14 protein-coding genes, 1 tRNA gene and 5 pseudogenes are annotated in these 21070 nt (G+C 32.3%); 12 read left to right on the top strand and 8 right to left on the bottom strand.

The features are described 5' to 3' along the window. Positions 1 to 163: 163 nt before the first annotated feature. Positions 164 to 2716: pseudogene (locus AC0L5U_RS01965) on the top strand (adenosylcobalamin-dependent ribonucleoside-diphosphate reductase). Positions 2717 to 2766: 50 nt separating this feature from the next. Here the strand turns inward: AC0L5U_RS01965 and AC0L5U_RS01970 are convergent. Beyond that, complete coding sequence (locus AC0L5U_RS01970; protein WP_473414422.1) at positions 2767 to 3426, bottom strand: ATP-binding cassette domain-containing protein; 660 nt, start codon at positions 3424 to 3426, stop codon at positions 2767 to 2769. A gap of 404 nt (positions 3427 to 3830) precedes the next feature. Here AC0L5U_RS01970 and prfA point away from each other — a divergent pair, with 404 nt between their 5' ends. The 4 genes and pseudogenes from prfA to pyrF all read left to right on the top strand — a co-directional run bounded on the left by prfA (position 3831) and on the right by pyrF (position 6431). Further along, a complete protein-coding gene (gene prfA / locus AC0L5U_RS01975) occupies positions 3831 to 4907 on the top strand; it encodes a peptide chain release factor 1 (RefSeq protein ID WP_473414423.1) in 1077 nt (358 codons plus the stop codon). A 24-nt stretch (positions 4908 to 4931) separates the two neighbouring features. Beyond that, positions 4932 to 5225 (top strand): annotated as a pseudogene (locus tag AC0L5U_RS01980) (S26 family signal peptidase); the annotation flags it as partial. Positions 5226 to 5503: 278 nt separating this feature from the next. Next, positions 5504 to 5605 (top strand): S26 family signal peptidase, encoded by a 102-nt coding sequence (locus tag AC0L5U_RS01985; RefSeq protein ID WP_473416146.1) that lies wholly within the window; start codon positions 5504 to 5506, stop codon positions 5603 to 5605. Next, positions 5606 to 6431: pseudogene (pyrF, locus tag AC0L5U_RS01990) on the top strand (orotidine-5'-phosphate decarboxylase). It begins immediately after the preceding gene. A gap of 73 nt (positions 6432 to 6504) precedes the next feature. Here the strand turns inward: pyrF and pckA are convergent. Continuing rightward, positions 6505 to 8118, bottom strand: a pseudogene (gene pckA / locus AC0L5U_RS01995) (phosphoenolpyruvate carboxykinase (ATP)). A gap of 33 nt (positions 8119 to 8151) precedes the next feature. Further along, positions 8152 to 9981, bottom strand: a complete 1830-nt coding sequence (locus AC0L5U_RS02000; RefSeq protein WP_473414424.1) for an SLC13 family permease — start codon at positions 9979 to 9981, stop codon at positions 8152 to 8154. Positions 9982 to 10318: 337 nt separating this feature from the next. Between AC0L5U_RS02000 and bshB1 the strand changes: the two genes are divergently transcribed. From bshB1 to AC0L5U_RS02015, 3 genes are all read left to right on the top strand, one after another. Next, positions 10319 to 11035, top strand: a complete 717-nt coding sequence (gene bshB1 / locus AC0L5U_RS02005) for a bacillithiol biosynthesis deacetylase BshB1 (RefSeq protein ID WP_473414425.1) — start codon at positions 10319 to 10321, stop codon at positions 11033 to 11035. A 90-nt stretch (positions 11036 to 11125) separates the two neighbouring features. Then, a tRNA-His gene (locus tag AC0L5U_RS02010) sits at positions 11126 to 11201 on the top strand. Positions 11202 to 11443: 242 nt separating this feature from the next. Further along, complete coding sequence (locus AC0L5U_RS02015; protein WP_473414426.1) at positions 11444 to 14788, top strand: DUF5107 domain-containing protein; 3345 nt, start codon at positions 11444 to 11446, stop codon at positions 14786 to 14788. A gap of 97 nt (positions 14789 to 14885) precedes the next feature. Here AC0L5U_RS02015 and AC0L5U_RS02020 read toward each other — a convergent pair. The 4 genes and pseudogenes from AC0L5U_RS02020 to AC0L5U_RS02035 form a co-directional block, all read right to left on the bottom strand. Beyond that, positions 14886 to 15898, bottom strand: a pseudogene (locus AC0L5U_RS02020) (M28 family metallopeptidase). A 20-nt stretch (positions 15899 to 15918) separates the two neighbouring features. Further along, a complete protein-coding gene (locus AC0L5U_RS02025) occupies positions 15919 to 16968 on the bottom strand; it encodes a M28 family peptidase (RefSeq protein WP_473414427.1) in 1050 nt (349 codons plus the stop codon). A 120-nt stretch (positions 16969 to 17088) separates the two neighbouring features. Continuing rightward, entirely contained in the window at positions 17089 to 17430 is a 342-nt protein-coding gene (locus tag AC0L5U_RS02030) for an FUSC family protein (RefSeq protein ID WP_473414428.1), read from the bottom strand. Between the two features lie 13 nt (positions 17431 to 17443). After that, positions 17444 to 18211 (bottom strand): DUF3108 domain-containing protein, encoded by a 768-nt coding sequence (locus tag AC0L5U_RS02035; protein ID WP_473414429.1) that lies wholly within the window; start codon positions 18209 to 18211, stop codon positions 17444 to 17446. Between the two features lie 179 nt (positions 18212 to 18390). On the opposite strand from AC0L5U_RS02035, the gene AC0L5U_RS02040 reads away from it, so the two are divergent. The 4 genes from AC0L5U_RS02040 (at position 18391) to AC0L5U_RS02055 (ending at position 20377) form a co-directional block, all read left to right on the top strand. Continuing rightward, positions 18391 to 19233 carry a universal stress protein gene (locus tag AC0L5U_RS02040; protein ID WP_473414430.1) on the top strand — a complete coding sequence of 281 codons (843 nt, stop codon included), beginning with the start codon at positions 18391 to 18393 and terminating at the stop codon, positions 19231 to 19233. Between the two features lie 44 nt (positions 19234 to 19277). Then, positions 19278 to 19739: a hypothetical protein gene (locus AC0L5U_RS02045; RefSeq protein WP_473414431.1), complete on the top strand. Its 462-nt coding sequence runs from the start codon at positions 19278 to 19280 to the stop codon at positions 19737 to 19739. A 70-nt stretch (positions 19740 to 19809) separates the two neighbouring features. Next, positions 19810 to 20148 carry a DUF4870 domain-containing protein gene (locus AC0L5U_RS02050; protein ID WP_473414432.1) on the top strand — a complete coding sequence of 113 codons (339 nt, stop codon included), beginning with the start codon at positions 19810 to 19812 and terminating at the stop codon, positions 20146 to 20148. Between the two features lie 7 nt (positions 20149 to 20155). Further along, positions 20156 to 20377 (top strand): hypothetical protein, encoded by a 222-nt coding sequence (locus tag AC0L5U_RS02055; RefSeq protein ID WP_473414433.1) that lies wholly within the window; start codon positions 20156 to 20158, stop codon positions 20375 to 20377. A gap of 110 nt (positions 20378 to 20487) precedes the next feature. Here the strand turns inward: AC0L5U_RS02055 and AC0L5U_RS02060 are convergent, their stop codons facing one another. Continuing rightward, positions 20488 to 21000, bottom strand: a complete 513-nt coding sequence (locus AC0L5U_RS02060; protein WP_473414434.1) for a hypothetical protein — start codon at positions 20998 to 21000, stop codon at positions 20488 to 20490. Between the last annotated feature and the right edge of the window lie 70 nt (positions 21001 to 21070).

Consider the following 21070-nt stretch of genomic DNA (forward strand, 5'->3'; position numbering starts at 1 on the left):
TTATTTCTTAAATAAATTTGTTAACTTTTTAATGTTGATAATTTTTTAACCAATTTAAAATCAAATTATTAACAAATTTTTGTTGTAAACTTTTTGATTTTAATTATGTCTTAAATCAAATATTTTTTGTTGCTTTATACGCTCTAAGCAACTTAAGATTAAAATGAATACTAAGACACCTACAATGCCAAAATCTTTCACCCAAGACGAAGCTTTTGAAGCTTCACTAAAGTATTTTAATAATGACGATTTAGCAGCTCGCGTATGGATTAATAAATACGCGCTCAAAGATTCTCAAGGTCATATTTTCGAATTATCTCCTAACGATATGCATAAACGTATCGCAAAGGAAATTGCTAGGATAGAAAAAATATACAAACTCTTTAAGCGAAGAACAGGTATTCAACCTCATAAAAGATTTCAAATATATAGTACCTCAAGGAAGTCCAATGGCAGGAATTGGGAATCCTTATCAAATAGCGTCTTTATCTAACTGTTTTGTAATTGGAAATGATGGGGCATCTGATTCTTACGGTGGTATTATGAAAATTGATCAGGAGCAGGTGCAATTGATGAAACGTCGTGGAGGTGTAGGTCACGATTTGTCGCATATTCGTCCTAAAGGGTCTCAGGTTAAAAATTCAGCTTTAACTTCAACAGGTATCGTGCCATTTATGGAGCGGTATTCTAACTCAACTAGAGAGGTGGCGCAAGATGGAAGAAGAGGTGCATTGATGTTATCTATTTCTATCAATCATCCAGATGCTGAGGATTTTATAGATGCTAAATTAGAAGCTGGAAAAATTACAGGCGCAAATGTGTCTGTGCGACTAGACGATAATTTTATGAAATCGGTTAAAGCAGGCTCGGATTATGTTCAAAAATATCCAATATTTAGTGATACGCCTAAACTTACAAAAACTATAGATGCCAATGGCTTATGGAAAAAAATAGTCCACAACGCATGGAAATCTGCAGAACCTGGAATCTTGTTTTGGGATACTATTGCTAAAGAATCTGTGCCTGATTGTTATGCAGATTTGGGTTATAAAACGGTGTCTACAAATCCTTGTGGCGAAATTCCTTTGTGCCCCTATGATTCTTGTCGATTATTGGCGATAAACTTGTTTTCATATGTAGATGAGCCATTCACAAAAAAGGCAAGTTTTAATTTTGAATTATTCAAAGAGCATGTTGCTTATGCACAACGTATCATGGATGATATCATCGATTTAGAATTAGAGAAAATTGATGTCATTCTGAAGAAAATAGATGAAGATCCAGAGGAAGATGAAGTAAAAGCTGTGGAACGTAACTTATGGTTAAACATCAGAAAGAAAGCTCACGAGGGTCGTAGAACAGGTGTTGGTATTACTGCAGAAGGTGATATGCTTGCAGCTTTAGGTTTGCGTTATGGAAGTGAAGAAGGCAATGCTTTTTCTGTAGAATTGCATAAAACTATAGCAATTGAAGCTTATAGAAGTTCTGTGATTTTAGCAAAGGAACGTGGTGCATTTGCAATTTTTGATGCGGATAGAGAAAAAGACAATCCATTTATTTTACGATTGAAGGAAGCCGATAGCAAGTTGTATTACGAAATGTTAGAGTATGGGCGACGAAATATTGCATTGTTAACTATTGCACCAACAGGAACAACAAGCTTAATGACACAAACTACATCGGGAATTGAGCCAGTATTTTTACCAGTCTATAAACGCCGAAGAAAAGTAAACCCTAATGATAAAGATGTTCGTGTAGATTTTGTAGATGAAGTTGGAGATTCTTGGGAAGAATATGTGGTGTTTCATCATAAATTTAAACAATGGATGGAAGTAAATGGGATAGATACATCTAAAAACTTTTCACAAGAAGAATTAGATGGTTTAATTCAACAATCTCCTTATTACGGTGCTACTTCAAATGATGTAGATTGGTTGAGTAAAGTTAGCATGCAAGGTGCCATTCAAAAATGGGTAGATCATTCTATAAGCGTAACTATAAATTTACCAAATGATGTTAACGAAGATTTAGTTGGCGATTTATATATCAAAGTTTGGGAGGTTGGCTGTAAAGGTGTAACGGTGTATCGTGATGGTTCTCGTTCTGGGGTTTTAATTTCTAATGACGAAAAAAAGGAAGAGAAATCTGAAAATACAATACTGACTGTTTTTCCAAAAAACGCCCTCAAACTTTAGAAGCTGATGTAGTACGTTTTCAAAATAGTAAAGAAAAATGGATTGCGTTTATCGGGTTAGTAGATGGTAAACCTTATGAGATTTTCACAGGACTAGCAGATGATGAAGACGGTATCTTGCTACCACGTTGGGTAAATAGTGGCATTATTATTAAAAACAGAACTGAAGATGGTTCATCTCGATACGATTTTCAATATAAAAACACAAGAGGTTACAAAACTACTATTGAAGGCTTATCGCATAAATTTGATCCAGAATTTTGGAACTATGCAAAGTTAATTTCCAGTACTTTAAGACATGGTATGCCAATTGATAAAATTGTGGATTTAGTAAATAGTTTACAATTAGACTCTGCATCTATAAACACATGGAAAAACGGAATTGGAAGAGCTTTAAAACGTTACGTAGAAGATGGTACAGAAGCAAAAGGCCAAAAGTGTACTAATTGTGAATCTGTAAATTTAATCTACCAAGAAGGTTGTTTAACGTGTAGTGATTGTGGGTCATCTAAGTGTGGGTAAAACCAATATAAATCTAAAAATAAAGGAAGCTTTTGGGCTTCCTTTTTTATTTAAAGACTACCTATACTCAAATATCTATAATCTTCTAATTCTGATAGTTTATCAATTAGTTTAGTACACCCGTTTTTTAATAAATAAATGGAATCTGATATATCAACAATATGACGAAACATATGATCGGTAATTACAATAACCTTTCTTTGCTTTTCTTCTGAAATAATTGCTTTTATTTCTTCAATATGAAGTGGTGCTAAATGCGAAAAGGGTTCATCTAGAAAGATAATTTTTTTGTCACTCTTCAAAATAATATAAGTTTCAATTAAACGCCGTTCCCCTCCAGAAAGCCTGTTAAATCGTATGTATTTTGAAATTTGCAACCCCTCAAATCTATTCACGAAATCATCCCAATTCACTTTAAAATGATTGAAAGCAGATTTTAATTTCATCTGGCTAGGAATAAAATTGCTTTGAGGTAAAAGTGCTGCAGCATTTGTTTGGTATAAAGGTTTTAAAATCGGTTTTTTGTCAACTCTAACCAATTGGTATTTAGCTTTTAAATTTCCAAAGGCGATATTAAGTATACAGCTTTTTCCACAGCCATTACTGCCTAAAATCCCTGTAATTTTACCAGATTCAGCTTTTAAATACACACCACTAAGAATTCGTTTTTGTTTAAAATATAATTCAACATTATCGATTTCTAAAATCATATAAATTCTTTGAGAATTAGTAGAAATGGCAAACTCAAAAACACATCAATTAAAAAGAAAATTGCAAATAATTTAAACGTTGAAATGCCTAAATTTTTATAAAAAATCAATTTACGTTTCGCTTGTGTTTCATTTGTAAAATACCATAAAAAAGCGACAAGGAATAATTTTACTGCAAATAATGGTATCAAACTAAAACCTAAAAGCGATAGCATAACATTAACGCCAAAAGACCATGTGAAAAAAGGACGATAAAACAGAAAGATTGATGATAACTGTTGCATAGTATCTTAACTAACGCTTAAAGTTGTAGAATATTTTTTGTTTTCAATTATAAGGGCGACTTGGAACTGCTTAAAATTCATAAATTATCGTATTTTTGGTTTCCAATTGAAAAAAGGCAGATGTTAGATAAGTTACAAATAGTAAAGCAACGTTTTGATGAGGTAAGTGATTTAATTATCCAACCAGATATTATCACAGATCAAAAACGTTATGTGGCGCTAAATAGAGAATACAAAGATTTAAGATTGTTGATGGATAAACGAGAAGTTTATATTGAATTGACAAATAATTTAGCTGAAGCTGAAGAAATTATTGCAGATGGAAGTGATGCTGAAATGGTTGAAATGGCTAAAATGCAGTATGATGAAGCCAAAGAAGGTATTCCTAAATTGGAAGAGGAAATAAAAGTATTATTGATACCAAAAGACCCTGAAGATGCTAAAAATGCTGTTGTAGAATTACGTGCAGGAACTGGAGGTGACGAAGCAAGTATTTTTGCTGGTGATTTATTTAGAATGTACACCAAATACTGCGAAGGTAAAGGTTGGAAAGTAGATACGGTAGATTTTAGTGAAGGTACCAATGGTGGTTTTAAAGAAATTCAGTTTGAAGTTTCTGGCGAAGATGTTTATGGTACTTTAAAGTTTGAAGCAGGTGTGCATCGTGTACAACGTGTACCACAAACCGAAACTCAAGGTCGTGTACATACAAGTGCTGCAACCGTTATGGTGTTTCCAGAAGCTGAAGAGTTTGATGTAGAAATAAACCCTAAAGATGTTAGAATAGATTTTTTCTGTTCTTCTGGTCCTGGTGGGCAATCGGTAAATACAACTTATTCTGCAGTACGTTTAACGCATGAACCTACTGGTTTGGTAGCGCAATGTCAAGATCAAAAATCACAACATAAAAATAAAGAGAAAGCGTTTAAAGTATTGCGCTCACGTTTATACGATTTGGAATTGGCAAAAAAGAATGCCGAGGATGCTGAAAAACGTGGTAGCATGGTGTCATCAGGGGATAGAAGTGCAAAAATTAGAACCTATAATTATCCACAAGGACGTGTTACAGACCATAGAATAGGATTAACACTTTACGATTTATCAAATATTGTAAATGGCGATATTCAAAAAATAATTGATGAATTACAATTGGCTGACAATACAGAAAAGTTGAAGGCTAATGATGATGTGATTTAGGTTTAAGGTTGTCAGATTAAATCTATGAAGAAAAGTATTAGAAACATAGTTATTGGAACTTTAACATTGTTTTTTATATTAAAACTTTTAGGCGTAATTAATTATTTTCACGTGCCAAGTACATCTAACGAACCTAATTTAGGTTTAAATTCTTATTTTGTTGGAACAAATTTAATTCAGCCTAAAGCTATGGAATTTGGCTATTTTAAATTTTCTGATAGTTTAGATGGTTATACCGTAGTTAAACGTTTAATAGCTTTACCTGGAGATAAATTAGAATGTAGAAATGGCGAGTATTATGTGAATCATATCAATGTTGATAAGGATTTAGATTTAAGATTTTCTTATACGGTACATAAAGATTCATTTTATAAATATATAAATCCGAAGTTTGAAAATGATGAAGATTTTGATGTTTTTCCAATTTCTAATGATTCAGTTTTAACGTTTTTAGATAAGGATTTTATTACTGACTTCCCCATCGAATTAAAAAGACGTTTTAATAACGATTCCGATAAATTGGCAAGAAGTATTTTTATTAAGAACAAAAAATGGGACTTAAATAACTTTGGTCCAATAGTGATGCCGAAAGGAAAATATTTTTTTCGGGTGATAACAGAGATAATTCATATGATTCTCGATACAGAGGATTTGTAGATGAAGAAGATATAAAAGGAACTTTATTATTTAAATTTTAAATGACAACAGAAAAACTCATCTCAGAAATCAAAAAAACAATCCTTTTTATGTATTGGATTGGATGTGGATTTAAATAAAATCCCAAAGTATCTTTTAAAAGAGGAAGATCCCATTTTTGCTTTTAATAAAGCAATTATAGATGCGACACATCATTTATGTGTAGCGTACAAACCGAATACTGCTTTTTACGAAGCTTATGGAATAAAAGGTTGGCAATCTCTTGAAAAAACGATTAACTATATTAACCAAAACCATCCTGAAATTTTTACAATTGCCGATGCTAAGCGTGGGGATATCGGGAATACCAGCACGATGTACGCCAAGGCATTTTTTGAGGATTTAGCGTTCGATTCTGTAACCGTTGCACCATATATGGGTAAAGATTCGGTAGAGCCTTTTCTGGCTTTTGAAGATAAACATACGATTCTTTTAGCTTTAACTTCCAATCAAGGTGCGTTTGATTTTCAGACAAAAACTATTGAAGGTAAAGAGGTTTATAAACAAGTTTTGGAAACTTCGAAATCTTGGAAGAACTCCAAGAATTTAATGTATGTAGTAGGGGCGACCAAAGCTGAATTCCTTGCAGATATTAGGCAAATTATTCCAGATAGTTTCTTGTTGGTTCCAGGTGTTGGAGCACAGGGCGGGAACCTTCAAGATGTTTGCAAATATGGTATGACAGATACTATCGGACTTTTAATCAATTCCTCACGAGGTATTATTTATGCATCACAAGATGAAAACTTTGCTGAGGCAGCTGCTGAAAAAGCTAAGGAACTTCAAAATGAAATGACTGTTGAGTTAAGACGGTATTTTAAAAGCTAGGCAGTTTGTATAAAATATTTATAAATACAAAAGGGGCTCATTAAGAGCCCCTTTTACGGTTAATAAGAACTTATTAAAAGTGTTCATGTAAGTGATGATGTTCATCAATTAGTGGTCCACCTTCAATAATTTGTTGAGATGCTTGATGTGCAAATTTCTCAAAGTTTAAGTGGAATGAGTGTGCTAAATGAATAGCCTTACCAACATAAGCACCTTTTTGTAACCAAGTATTCATAGGGTCTAACAGCTCTGAAGGTACACCGGGACAGTATTTTGGCATATGTAATCCGAAAATAAAGTTTTGATCGTAATCTACATCATCTAAATCTCCGTTTAGAATTGCAGTAATCATTGCTCTTGTATATTTTAATTTTATACGAGAACCAACACCATAAGGTCCTGCACTCCATCCTGTATTAATCAACCATACGTTTACTCCAGCTTCTGTCATTTTTTTACTTAACATTTCGCCGTAAACTGTTGGGTGTAATGGCATAAATGGTTCTCCAAAACAAGCAGAGAAAGATGGTACAGGCTCAGTAATTCCAGCTTCTGTTCCAGCAACTTTTGCCGTATATCCAGAAATAAAGTGATATGCAGCTTGACCTGGGGTTAATTTAGATACTGGAGGTAAAACACCAAAAGCATCACAGGTCAAGAAGAAAATATTCTTTAGGATTGTTAGCGTAAAGTGTTTCTTGAATATTATCAATGTGATAAATTGGGTAACTTACACGCGTATTTTGTGTAATGCTACTGTCTTCAAAATCTACTTCGTTATTATCTTTAAAGACTACATTTTCAAGTAAAGCACCTGGTTTAATAGCTCGAAAAATGTCTGGTTCTTTTTCTTCGGTTAGGTCAATCACTTTTGCATAACATCCACCTTCAAAGTTGAAAATGGTGTTATCTTTTGTCCAACCATGCTCATCATCTCCAATCAATTTTCTATCTGGATCTGCAGAAAGTGTAGTTTTTCCAGTACCTGATAGTCCAAAGAAAATAGCAGTATCTCCTTTTTTACCTACGTTAGCAGAACAATGCATTGGTAAAACATCTTTTTCAACTGGTAAAATCATGTTTAAAGCAGAGAAAATTCCTTTTTTCATTTCACCTGTATAAGCTGAACCACCTACTAGTGCTATCTTATCGGTAAAGTTGATAATTGAAAAATTACCTTGACGGATTCCATAAGCTTTAGGGTCTGGACATACATACCCAGGCGCACAAAGAATTAGCCAATCTTCAGTAAAGTTTTCTAATTCTTTTTCACTTGGTCTTAAAAACATATTGTAAACAAACATGTTTGACCATGGGTATTCTGTTACTGTTCTAATATTTGTTTTAAACTCTGGTTCTGCACATACATAACCATCTCTAGCATAAATTTCTTTTCCAGAAAGGTATTCTAGTATTTCATTTTTAAGTTTATTAAAATTGTCTGGCGCAATAGGCTTATTAGTTTTCCCCCACCACACTCTTTTTGCAGTATAATCATCTTTAACTAAAAACCGGTCTTGAGGAGAACGCCCCGTAAATTTTCCTGTGTTAATGGCTAAAGTTCCATTTGCAGTTTCTTTACCCATTCCTTTATCAACCGTAATCTTTTGAAGTTCTTCAGGGATAAATTCCATTGTACAGTTACGTCTTTTAATCCGTACTGTCCTAAATCGTGATTTGTTTTCATTTTGATTTAATTTAAAGGTTCTTACTAATTATTTTAAAAAGGCCATATTATTGGCACTAGTATTAATGATATAATAAAAAACATAAGTAGTAATGGGGCCCCAACTTTTAGGTAATCCATAAATTTGTAGCCTCCAGCAGACATTACCATGGCGTTTGTTGTTGTGCCTACAGGTGTTAAAAACGCTGTTGATGCACTAATAGCTACCACTATCATAAATGGTTCTGGAGATAGGTTTAAAGAGCTTGCTGCAAGTATTGCAATTGGAGCCATTAAAACTGCTGTTGCTGAGTTGTTAATAACTTGGCTAAATGTAGTAGTGAGTAGAAAAACGCCTCCTAAAAGTACTACTGGATGTATTGAACCTAAGTATGTTACTAACGCATTTGCAACTAGTTGTGCTGTTCCTGTTTTTTGTAGCGCAATTCCCATGGGTATCATAGCGGCAATCATCACTACACTTGTCCAACTAATACCTTTGTAAGCTTTAGACATTGGTACACAACCAGTAAGTAACACAATTCCCCCACATATTAAAGCAGCGATAGAACCAGGTACAAGTTTAAATACTAATAATCCAATCATTAAAACCAAAGCACCTAGTGCAATGTATGATTTTGAATTTAGACTATCTATGTTCTTAGCCATTCCTTCTGGACTTCCACAAATTACAAGGTTCTCATGCTGTTCTTTTAAGCTTTCAATATTTTCCCATGAGCCACGAAGTAAGAATGAATCTCCAACTTTTACTTTTATTAACTTTTCTGTTAAAGGTGTGTTGTTTCTTGAAGCAGCTAACAATTGAATACCAAAACGTTGAAAATAATCGCCCAGTTTGTATTTTCTACCTACGAGCATTGAATTTGGATTCACAATAACTTCAGTCATACCAACTTCTTGATTTATTAGGTTGTGTCTTAATTCATCAGTTACAGGTTCTAGAGGTAAAAGCCCTAATCTGAATTTAATCATCAATCTATTGATATCTTCAGTACTACCTTTTACGGTAATAATATCGTGGTAACGTAATTCTGTTTTTCTATCAGGAAATTCAACAAATTGTTGAATGCCTTTTAAAGCGTTTGGATGTCTTCTTTTTAACCTAAGTATTGATATGTTGAATTCTTTCTCAAAATTCCATTCACTTATATGAGTGTTAATTAAAGGAGAAATAGAACGGATACGTAGTCTATAATAATCGCCATCAATTTTATAAGCTTCAATCCACTTATGGAAGGTAGTATCTATATCAACAGGCTTATTATTAGTTTTATTATTTGGTAATAATTTAAAGCCTACATATCTAAAATAAAGTAGAGCAACAATTAATAAAGGTAGCCCTATGAGTCCAAACTCAAAGAATGAGAACCCTTCATAACCAGCTTCTGCAAGGGCATTACTAGCAATAATATTTGGAGGAGTACCTGTTAAAGTTAATAAACCACCAGTATTGGAGCCAAAAGCTACAGGCATTAACATTTTAGAAGGTAATGTACCGATGCTCCATGCAGAAGAAATTGTTAATGGCATTAATGTAGCTACAGTTCCTGTATTACTAACAAAACCAGATAACACACCAGAACCTAATGAAACAATTACTAATAGTTTAGGAACACTTTTACCAGCCCATTCCACAAACTTTTTACCAGCTAAGGCAGTCCAGCCAGTTTGCGATAAACCTTCTCCTATAATAAAAAGAGCGGCAATCATAATTACTGTTGGGTTACTAAAACCACTTAATGTTTCTTTTGCATCAAGAATACCTGTTAAAAACAAACTAATCATTGATAGCAACGCAACGATATCTGGAGTGAATTTTCCCCAAACAAATAATGCTATTGTTATTACTAATATGGTAAGCATTAAATAGATCATAATTTCTAGTTATAAGAGTATTTTATTAGTTTTTCTCTTTAATTACTATGTAAAATTACTCAGCTATACCGTGAATAATTATGACGAATGTCATGCTTTACCAAGTCCTTTGATTTTTATAGGATTGATGTTTTTTTAATAGATGTGATGAGAAAAGAAAATACGAAAACGCTTTCGTACTAAAAGGTTGCTAAATAAAGTTGTAATTTTATATCGAAATTGAAGTGATTCGTAAAATTACATTTGAAAAAACAGATTATTTTTTATAAAATAAATACTTTAATTACGACAAATTTCTTTTGAAAACGAATTTAAAACTTAATACATGAAGTTAGATATACTTGCTATAGGCGCACACCCCGATGATGTAGAATTAGGCTGCGGAGCTACTTTAGCCAAAGAAATTGCAAATGGTAAAAAAGTAGGCATTATAGATTTAACCAAAGGCGAATTAGGTACCAGAGGTACTGCGGAAACACGAGCAACTGAATCTGCAAATGCCGCAAAACTATTAGGTGTTGAAACTAGGGTGAATATGGGCTTTGCTGATGGTTTTTTTATAAATGATAAAGAACATCAGATAGGATTAATAAAAATGATCAGAAAATTCCAACCAGATATGGTGTTGTGTAATGCTATTGACGATAGACATATAGACCATGGAAAGGGGAGTAGTTTAGTTAGTGATGCTTGTTTTTTAAGCGGATTAATTAAAATTGAAACAGAAGAAGATGGTAGTATTCAAAAACCATGGAGACCAAAACATATCTACCATTATATTCAATGGAAAAATTTAGAGCCAGATGTTGTTGTAGATGTGTCTGGTTTTATTGATGTGAAGATGAAAGCTGTTTTAGCTTATGAAACACAATTTTATAATGAAAAAAGTAAAGCTCCAGAAACGCCTATTTCTAGTAAAAACTTTACAGATAGTGTAATATACCGTGCTAGAGATTTAGGCCGCTTAATTGGTGCATCTCATGCCGAAGGTTTTACTGTAGAACGCTATGCTGCAGTTGATAGTTTGTTTGATTTGAAGTAGTTAGAAAAACTAAAAAAATATTAAAAAAAGTCTTTGTTATAAAGAATGAAATCAATTACATTTGCACACGCATTATAAAATGCATTACATGGTGGTTGTAGCTCAGTTGGTTAGAGCATCGGTTTGTGGTACCGAGGGTCGCCGGTTCGAATCCGGTCTTCCACCCAAAAGTAAAAAGCCTTTCAATTTATTGAAAGGCTTTTTTTGTGGCGTTTATTTAGCACTTTAATACTCAATAATTAATTAGAAATTGCCTTATTTATAAGTTACATATTTTTCATGTTTTTATCAAAATATGCTTATTTCATGCAAAATATAATGAGTAACTTAAAATTAGATTTTTTAATTTTAATAAAGTAAATTTATAGATGTACAAAGTTATAACTAACTAAACACCATAGATTTATTATGAAGTTTATTAAATCCCTCTTTTTAACCGTTTTTCTTTTTCATGCAATAAGTGTTGTTTCGCAAGAAAAAAATGTTCAAATTAAAATATTTAAGGAAAAGATTCCTACTTACGATATGGGACCCGATGATGCAAACTCGTATTTAAAAGATTTTAAAATTGAAGGTCTTTTTTATTTTAGAGACAAGAGATCAACATATCCATACTCATTTCAAAATGATTATAAACCAACTAAACAGGATATTGAATATGAAATAGTCCGTTTGGAAAATGAATACATTTATGTAGACATTATACCTCAATTACGAGGAAGAATACAAGGCGCTGTTGATAAACGCAACGGATGGGATTTTTTATACTATAATCATGCTATTAAGCCGGCTGAAATAGCGGTACGTTCTGCATGGTTATCTGGAGGTTTAGAATACAATCATCCAGGCGGTCATGGTTATACCCAGATGAATAAAATTACCTATGATATTAAAGAGCATTCAGATGGAAGTAAAAGGGTTATTATAGCTGAGGTTGAGCCTGTAAGAATGATGAAGTGGGAATATGAAATTATTTTACGTCCCGATGCTTTATTTGTTGAAACCAAAGGAAGATTTATTAGTACGGTTCCTTATACTGTTCCATTTGTATCTTCCAATAATGCAGCTATGCATGCTACAGACGAAATGGAGTTGATTTTCCCCCAAGAAACCTATGCTACAGGACATGGAGTTAGTCATTTAAAAAAATGGTCGAATTATTCAAATGAAGGAACAGATTGGAATTGGGTGAAAAATATTAAGCATGGGCTGTCTGCTTTTGCTGACGGCACAGGTTTGAATATGGATTACTGGGGTGTATATTCTCATGAAAAAGATATTGACGCAGGTACTGTTGTTGTTGCAGATCACCGACTAGCTCCTGGTAAGAAGTATTTTACTTGGGGAAAATCAGAAAGTGGAAAGCAATGGGATACCTTTCTAAGTGATAAAGACGGTGGTTATGTTGAGTTGCAACATCAAGCCTTTAATGAAAAAATGAACCATGGTTATGGTGTATTAGAACCTTTTGAAGTTAAAGAGTTTTCAATTTTTTGGTATCCGATTAAAAACACACCAGGTTTTACTAAAGCTACTAAAGAGATAGCTGTAAATTTTGAAAAAATAGACACTAAAAACTATAGATTAGATTTGTTACCAACCCTTAATTTTCCAAATTCTGTAGTTACCATTCTAAAAAATGGCAAGAAAATAAAACAGTTAAATTTCGATTTTAAAGTGGGAGAGGTTTATAATGAAAAATTGAATTTAGCTTCTACGGATGCAGATACTTTGGAAATAAAGATAGTTGACCATAAAAAGAAACCATTTTTTAAATATATAAATAAGATAAAGTCTGAAGAACCTGTTCATCATACCATTCCAAAAACTGGCAATAAAAACTTAACTATAGATCAACTTTATACCAAGGCAATTTCAAACTATTTTGATGCTTATGGTATTGATGCAGATGAATGTATTGAGGAAATTTTGTCCAGAGATCCAAACGAATCTCGTGCCTTAAGATTGAAAGGTACAATACAAGTTAAAAGGGGTGAATTTGAAAAAGCCACTAAAACACTTGAAAAATCATATGTAAGCGGACATTTCTATGGACGTTCTAGAGCTGATTTTCTTAATGGATACGCTTATTTACAATTAGGAAATTATGAAAAAGCACATTCATACTTTGCTAAAGCCTCTCGGTACAGAGAAGAAATAGATCAGTCCTTATTTTATTTAGCGCAGTTAGAGGTGTTAAATGGGAATTATTATGAGGCTCTTCGTAGGTTAGAAGAAGTACCTGTGTCTTATCTAACCCATCCCAATATTTATAATCTATCTGCATATGTTTCGCGAAAATTAGGTTATTCCAATAAGGCAAAAGCATACCTAGAAAAAGCATTTGAGAGGGATCCACTTAATTTTGTGGCTTACATCGAGAAAATTGAGCTCTATGGTAATACGGCAGAGGATATTGAAAAGATTAATTTCTTGTTTGATAGGAAAGATAAACTCTTTCTGGGGTCACAAAACTATATAGATACTGCTATATTTTATATGGATTTAAAAGATTATGATGAAGCTCTAAAAGTGCTAAAAATTGCAGAAAAGAATTACGCTTCACAAGAGTCTGTCTACCCTATGGTAAATTATTATCTGGGGTATTGTTTAATGAAAATAGGAGAGAAAAAAGAAGCTTTAAACTATTATCGGAAAGCATCAGAAACAAATTCTAATTATGTATTTCCATACCGAATTAAGTCTGCTGAAGTACTGAAGAATGTTATAACAAATAACGCTGATAATGATGTAGCATTAATGTATCTGGGTGATTTATTATATCACTTAAGGCGTCATAAAGAAGCCATTTTGTTATGGGAAAAAGCAAATAAGCTTAACCCAGATAATTTTAGAGTTAACCGAAACTTGGCAATAGGAAGGCATGTAGCAAAAATGGATGACTTAGATACTACTATTTTACTGATGGAGTCTTCGTTTGCTAAATCAAATAAAAGTCTAAGAACCTTTAGTGAATTGGAATATCTATATATTAAAAAGGGTAACACTAAAAAGCTAAAAGCGCATTATGATAATAACTTAGACATATTACACCGTAAAGGAAAATCGGCACTTAATGCAGCAGATTTTTACACGAAATCGGGGCGTTATATTGATGCTCAAAATGTATTAAAGAACACGTATTTTAGTGCGGCAGAGCGATTCTTGGGTACTCCATATCGTCATGTACGCTTTACAGAAGCAGTAGTTGGACAAGGTAAAAAATTACTTAATGAAGGAAAACTTAAGGAAGCTATTGTAGAGTTTAAGCGAGCTTATTTGTATCCAGAATATCTTCATGAAGCAAAAGTTAATCATCCTGTTACTTCACATATTGATTATTTTTTGGGTTTAGCGTATAAAATGGATAAACAGTCCTCAAAATCAAAAGAATATTTTAATAAGGCTGTAAATCAAGAAATGAATCCACTTTCTGGAGCTGTGGTGTTTAAGTCGAAAGCTTTAAGAGAATTAGGACGTAAAAATGAAGCTGATAAATTAATTGCTAATTTGATTGAGAAACTGCAAAATAAAATTGAGAACGAAGCAAAAGCGGAGCGTATAGAAAATCAAAGGGTGGGTAATAATAATGATGGTGTTGATGAATATGTATTGTCTTTAGCATATGATTATCTAAGCCATAAAGCTAAAGCTAAGTCATATATGGCTTTAGCTTTAAATAAAAATTATAATGTAACTTATAACGCTATGTTAGCTTCATCTCATATAAGTGCTAAAAAGCATACACTATAATAAAATTAAATTGTTGAGAATAGTCACTATTAAACATGTACTCAATTATAATTGAGTACATGTTTATATTTTAAAAGTAAATACTTAATAAAGATGTTTAGTCCACCTTAACTCGTTCATCCCTATTAGCCAATTCCCAAGCGGTATAAAAAACTAATCGTGCACGCGTTTCTAAAAATTCATAATTAATCTTATCTGGGGTATCACTTGGTTTATGATAATCGTCATGCACTCCGTTAAAATAGAAAATAACAGGAATATTATGCTTTGCAAAGTTATAATGATCTGAGCGGTAATAAAAACGATTAGGGTCGTCTTCTGCGTTAAATGTATAATCTAAATTGATGTTTACAGTAGCTTTGTTTATAGAATCTGAAACTGCATGTAACTCTTTACTTAATCTATCAGAACCTATTAAATACACATAGTTTGGTTGTCCTTCATGGGTTTTGTCTACACGTCCAATCATGTCAATATTTAAATTGGTTACGGTGTTTTTTAAAGGAAAAATAGGATCTTCATCTGCATAATATTTAGAACCAAACAGTCCAATTTCTTCACCTGTAACATGTAAAAACACTAATGTTCTTTTTGGTGTAAATCCGTCTTTTGCAGCTTTCTTAAATGCTTCAGCAATTTCTAAAATAGCTACAGTACCAGAACCATCATCATCAGCACCGTTATTAACTGCTCCATCTCCTGAAACACCAATGTGGTCCAAATGCGCAGAAATCACAATAACTTCCTCTGGTTTTTCGCTACCTTTTATATAAGCGATAACGTTTTCTGAGTCATTTTCAGCTCTGCCTTTAAAATAGTCTTTTGGTATTTCTTGAAAATAATCATTTTCAGCAATTGGCGATTCAATTTTATTATTTACATAATTTTCTTTAATAAAATTAATGGCTTTTTTTGTCCCGCTTCACCAGTTTTTCTACCTTCAAAATCATCAGAAGCATAGGTGTAAAGCATGTCCTTTAATTCTTCAGAAGTAATGGTTTTAGCATAATCATCAGGGTTTGCCGTTTTTTTAGATTTTTTGTTTTGAGAACTACTACATCCTAATAGTATGTAGGTAAAAGCTAATAGTACTAAATAAATTTTTTTCATGAGATGTGCTTTATTTTAAACTAGTTTAAAAATGCATTATTTTCATCTAAAACAATGCGGTGTTCTTGATTTGCAATTTGCCATGCAGTAGCAAAAATTAATTTTGCACGCTTCTCTAACAATTCATAATCTATTTTATCAGGTGTGTCAGAAGCTTTATGGTAGTCTTCATGTTCTCCATTAAAATAGAAAATCACAGGAATATCATGTTTTGCAAAATTATAGTGATCAGACCTAGAATAGTACTGATTTCTATCGTTTAAAGCATTGTATTTATAGTCTAATTCAATATCTACATATGTGTTCCTAACCTTTTCAGAAACATAATGTAACTCTTTGCTCAATCTGTCTGCACCAATAATGTAAATATAGTTCTTATTTTCAGCATGTCTTTCATCTATGCGTCCAATCATATCAATATTCAAATTAGTAACGGTATTTTCTAAAGGAAAAACAGGGTAGTTAACATAAAACTCTGATCCACGTTTACCAATTTCTTCAGCAGTAAAATGGGTAAACATAATACTGCGTTTAGGACCATGTCCATTTTTAGCGGCAGTTTTAAAAGCTTCGGCAATTTCTAATATAGCAACAGTACCAGAGCCATCATCATCAGCACCATAATGAATTTCTCCATCTTTTGTACCCAAATGATCTAAATGTGCAGAGATAATAACTACTTCTTCTGGGTGTTTAGAACCTTCTATATAAGCTAGTACATTTTCAGATGCTCCAACATCACTTGATAGATGAGATTTAGAAATTTTCTGAAAATAGTCAGTATCAGCTATGGGTGATTTAATATTATGAGAAATATAATAAGATTTTAAAAAATTTGCAGCTAATTTTTGTCCAGGTTCACCAACGCGTCTTCCTTGAAACTCTTCAGAAGCGAACTGATAAAGCATTGTTTTTAACTCATTGGATGTGATGGTTTTAGCATATGTTTTAACCAATGCGCTATCTACTATTTCAATATTGTTTTTTATATTTTCAATTCTTGTGCTATATTTTGGAGTAGCACAAGTTCCAACAAGTGTAAGTAGTGAGAGAATGCAAAAAATTTTCATGCGGTTTTGGTTATAAATCAAAAGCAACTCGCAATTAAAAGTTTTGTAGGGGTAAAAAACTCTATGCTCGTTTAAATTAAAAACGATGTAAAGATATAAAAAAACGTAAAAAAACTACTACTAATCTATAGTAATATCATCTAAATCAAGCTCCTCTAATTCTTCAATGGCTTCTTCTTTAGATTCGGCTTCTTTTTCAACTATTTCCTCGGTGTTTCCAACTTCTGTTTTATTAAAAATAGCTTTGTAAGTTGTAAGCCCTAAGGCTATAATAGTTAGAAAAAATGAAAACTGAATAATTTTTTTAACCTGTCCGGTTTTTTTAGATAAATAAAATGCAATTAATCCAAAAATTAAAGCTGCAATTGCAGGGAAAATAGCGAGGTTAGATACTGGTAAAACCGATAAAATAATAGCTAATATTGATGCAATTAAAGCAAGTACTGTAAATAGTTGTTTCATAATAGAATAGTATTTAGTTTTTTAAACCTGAAGCAGATTTTATTTTAAGTTCTCCATTACCAACAGGAATTTTAAATTTCCCGTAAACCATTATTTTATTAGCATCGGCAGTTAGCCACACCAAATTACCACTTTTGCCTTTTAAAGCATTAGATTCGCTACTGCTTACTGCAATTTTATAACAAGATTTGCTTCCTATAGCAGTACTAATTGTTTCTTTACCTAAATAAGTAATTTGCGCATTTACTTCTTTTCTATCAAATAGTATAGTGATATTTTTTCTGGTGCCCACTTGCATAGATTCAAAATCAAGTAATCTAATGCTATATAAAGTAGAAACAATATCCTTTGTACCTGAGTTTATTTTTACAGTTTTATTTTCAACCCAATTATTTTTCTTGGTTTGTACCGTTTTAACCGTTTTTGTTTTGTGGCTAAACGTATACTTCATGTTTTTAAAATATCCACCTTCGTTAATATCTCGTTTGTATAAGTAAGGTGTTAATGTTTTTGGATTCACATAACTTTCGTACAAGTCTCTTATTTCAAAAAAGTTATCCCATCTACTATATGTTAACGCTTTACACTTTAGGCGTAATAAAGTTGCTTTAGATGTTTTTACAGGGCTTGTTTCTAGTGTAACTTGGGCAATATCTGTAAGTATGCCCGACATGTTGTAAGATGCAGAGTATACTAACTTCTCATTAGTACCAACAGCAGTATTTTGAGCAGTTATTGTAAAACTAGCTAAAAAAAATAGAGCAATAAAAATACGCTTCATATAAGTTGTTTTTAGTGTTAATAACGAAAAGTAAATCATTTATTGTGCCGAAAATACAATCCATAAAAGTTTTATGCTAATTTATTATCAATATTAGTAGTATTGGTTTAACTGATTTATATCATAGTTTATAAAGTTTATAAAGCATATGTTTACTAGGTAATTAATTTTTTATCCTCATGAAAAATATAGTATTGCCTACAGATTTTTCAAAAAATTCTATAAATGCCATTTGTTATGCTGCAGAGTTTTTGAAAGATCAAAAATGTCAGTTTTATATCTTAAATGTTCAGAAAGCATCTTCATTTATTTCAGATGATATGATGACGGTAAATTCATCCACAACCATTTATAAAACATTAATGGCTGCTGCAAAAAAATCTATTATTAATATTATTTCAACCATCAAAGAAGAGTTTGATAATAGTAATCATGAATTTCATTCCATAGTAAATTATGATAATTTTATTCATGCCATTAACCAAGTTTGCGAAAATAATGCGGTAGATTTAATAATCATGGGTACAAAAGGCGCATCTGGCTTAGAAAAAGTACTTTTTGGTAGCAATACCGTTAGGGTCATGCAACGTTGTAACGTTCCGGTATTAGCAATCCCAGATGGGTGCAAGTTTAAAAATATAGAACACCTAGCATTTGCAACCACAAATTCAAAACAATTTAAACAACAAGAGTTAGAAATTTTAAATAAGATACTTACCTTAAATAATGCATCATTACAAATTCTACACCTTGCAGACCAAAACCATTTGGTGTATGATGCCTATGATAATGTAGATTTTCTAAACACCAATTTCGCAAACACAAAGCACGAGTATATTGATGCTCCAAGTGATGATATGTATAATGTGGTGCATAATTACATCGAAAACAATAATATTCACATGTTGGCTATATTAAATAAAAAACACAGCTTTCTAGAGCGGCTATTCAACACACATACCGTAGAACGGTTTGCCTTTAAAATTGATATTCCGTTGTTGGTCATGCAACAAAACACCTAAAAAGTATATGTAGATTTAATAAAATAAACGAAAACCCCTCAGTCATGAAAAATATCTTATACCTAAGCATTTTATCAGTTTTAGTATTTACAAGTTGTAATAATTCAAAAAACAAGGTTTCGTATGCAGTTCAAAGTAATGTTAAAATAACCGATACCATTCACCCTGGAAAAGCACTCATGGAAACTTATTGCAATACCTGTCATAATCCAACAGCAACAGAAGAAAACAGATTAGCACCACCCATGATAGCCATAAAAAAGCACTACATAACAGACACTACCACTAAAGCAGAATTTATAACCGATATGCAAAACTGGATTGCTAATCCTAATCCAGAAGATGTAAAAATGTATGGCGCAGTAAAGCGATTCGGAATTATGCAAAAAATGCCATACACAAAAGAAAGTGTCCAACAAATTGCCGATTATATCTACGATAACCAAATAGAAGCACCCGAGTGGTTTCAAGATCATTACAAGCAAAGCCGCAAGAATAGAAAATAAATTCTCTGCTCAAGATGTAACATTTCAAACTTATATGCGTCATATAAGTATCAATCAATAATCAATCATCATGAGAACAAACAATCAATTATTAGCCATTACACATTTAAGTCAGTTAATTACATTAGTAACTGGTTTTGGGAGTTTAATATTACCGTTGGTGCTATGGCTCACGCAAAAAGAGAAAGTATATCAAATGGATACCCACGGCAAAAACATCATAAACTTCCAGTTAAGTTTGATAGTGTATTGCATTATCTGCGTGCCGTTAATATTATTATTTGGTTTAGGGCTTTTAGGCTTTGTAGTATTAGGTATTATTTCAGTACTATTTCCTATTATAAATGCTATAAAAGCAAGCAATGGCGAAACACCAACATACCCATTTAGCATTAATTTTATAAATTAATAAGTATATGAGTAAAAAAATAGAAAAGTCTCAATTCATGCTTTGGGGACTCGTATTTGGAATGTTTCTAGGTATTATTTTAGGTACTGTAATTGGGTCTATTCAAAACAATGTTGCTACAGGAATAGCTATGGGAATACCCTTTGGGGCATCAGGCGGACTTATATTAGGTATTTTGTTACCATTATTTTTTAATGCTAAAGCTGATGCAAAAACCACAACAGAATAATAGTCATAACATTAAATTATCTCCTCTTAATTTTATTTAGTTAGTATATTTAGCAAGAGATAAACTAAACGCCCACTTTTTAGTGGGCGTTTTCTATGTTATACGGTTTTTTAGTTTAAATACTGCATGTTACTTAACGTTCCAGTCATTGTAACATCAGGTCCAGAATTGGTAGAAGCTGTAATATTAAAACTTACAGAAATTAAACTATACTCATCATCACCAGGATTTGTTCTGCTATCAGTAATAGTTATATTACCACTCTTGCCCAAATAGGTTTTTTGTGTTGCTTGGTCACGAATGGTAGCACTCGTTAAAAAATTATCTGCATCCATGTTACCAACTGTTTTAATGGTACCGTTACTAAAGCCTCCAGTTGCATTCAAAAAGAAACGAATAGTATTGCTGTTAGCATCAGTAATAGAAATTACAAGCGTGTTTGTACCAATGCCTTTTTCAGCATTATAAAATCCAAGTTTAGAACTATAGTTGGTAAACGAGTCGCCGTTTATTGTTGCGGTAAATTGCGCATTATCTGCGGGATTGTCGTTGTTTTCATCTTTGCTACAACCTAGTACTATAAGTGCGATGAAAAGCATACATACTTTTTTAAGATTTTTCATTTTAGATTAAATTTAAGTTAATTACCTAATCATCGCATGAACTATAAAATGTCATCATTGTAGCAAAAGA

Source organism: Jejuia sp. G7-7 (genome assembly GCF_055808955.1).

Excerpts from the sequence above, each read along its gene's own strand:
- AC0L5U_RS01970 (WP_473414422.1), bottom strand. The coding sequence starts at position 3,426 with ATGATTTTAGAAATCGATAATGTTGAATTATATTTTAAACAAAAACGA.
- prfA (WP_473414423.1), top strand. The coding sequence starts at position 3,831 with ATGTTAGATAAGTTACAAATAGTAAAGCAACGTTTTGATGAGGTAAGT.
- AC0L5U_RS02000 (WP_473414424.1), bottom strand. The coding sequence starts at position 9,981 with ATGCTTACCATATTAGTAATAACAATAGCATTATTTGTTTGGGGAAAA.
- bshB1 (WP_473414425.1), top strand. The coding sequence starts at position 10,319 with ATGAAGTTAGATATACTTGCTATAGGCGCACACCCCGATGATGTAGAA.
- AC0L5U_RS02015 (WP_473414426.1), top strand. The coding sequence starts at position 11,444 with ATGAAGTTTATTAAATCCCTCTTTTTAACCGTTTTTCTTTTTCATGCA.
- AC0L5U_RS02025 (WP_473414427.1), bottom strand. The coding sequence starts at position 16,968 with ATGAAAATTTTTTGCATTCTCTCACTACTTACACTTGTTGGAACTTGT.
- AC0L5U_RS02030 (WP_473414428.1), bottom strand. The coding sequence starts at position 17,430 with ATGAAACAACTATTTACAGTACTTGCTTTAATTGCATCAATATTAGCT.
- AC0L5U_RS02035 (WP_473414429.1), bottom strand. The coding sequence starts at position 18,211 with ATGAAGCGTATTTTTATTGCTCTATTTTTTTTAGCTAGTTTTACAATA.
- AC0L5U_RS02040 (WP_473414430.1), top strand. The coding sequence starts at position 18,391 with ATGAAAAATATAGTATTGCCTACAGATTTTTCAAAAAATTCTATAAAT.
- AC0L5U_RS02045 (WP_473414431.1), top strand. The coding sequence starts at position 19,278 with ATGAAAAATATCTTATACCTAAGCATTTTATCAGTTTTAGTATTTACA.
- AC0L5U_RS02050 (WP_473414432.1), top strand. The coding sequence starts at position 19,810 with ATGAGAACAAACAATCAATTATTAGCCATTACACATTTAAGTCAGTTA.
- AC0L5U_RS02055 (WP_473414433.1), top strand. The coding sequence starts at position 20,156 with ATGAGTAAAAAAATAGAAAAGTCTCAATTCATGCTTTGGGGACTCGTA.
- AC0L5U_RS02060 (WP_473414434.1), bottom strand. The coding sequence starts at position 21,000 with ATGAAAAATCTTAAAAAAGTATGTATGCTTTTCATCGCACTTATAGTA.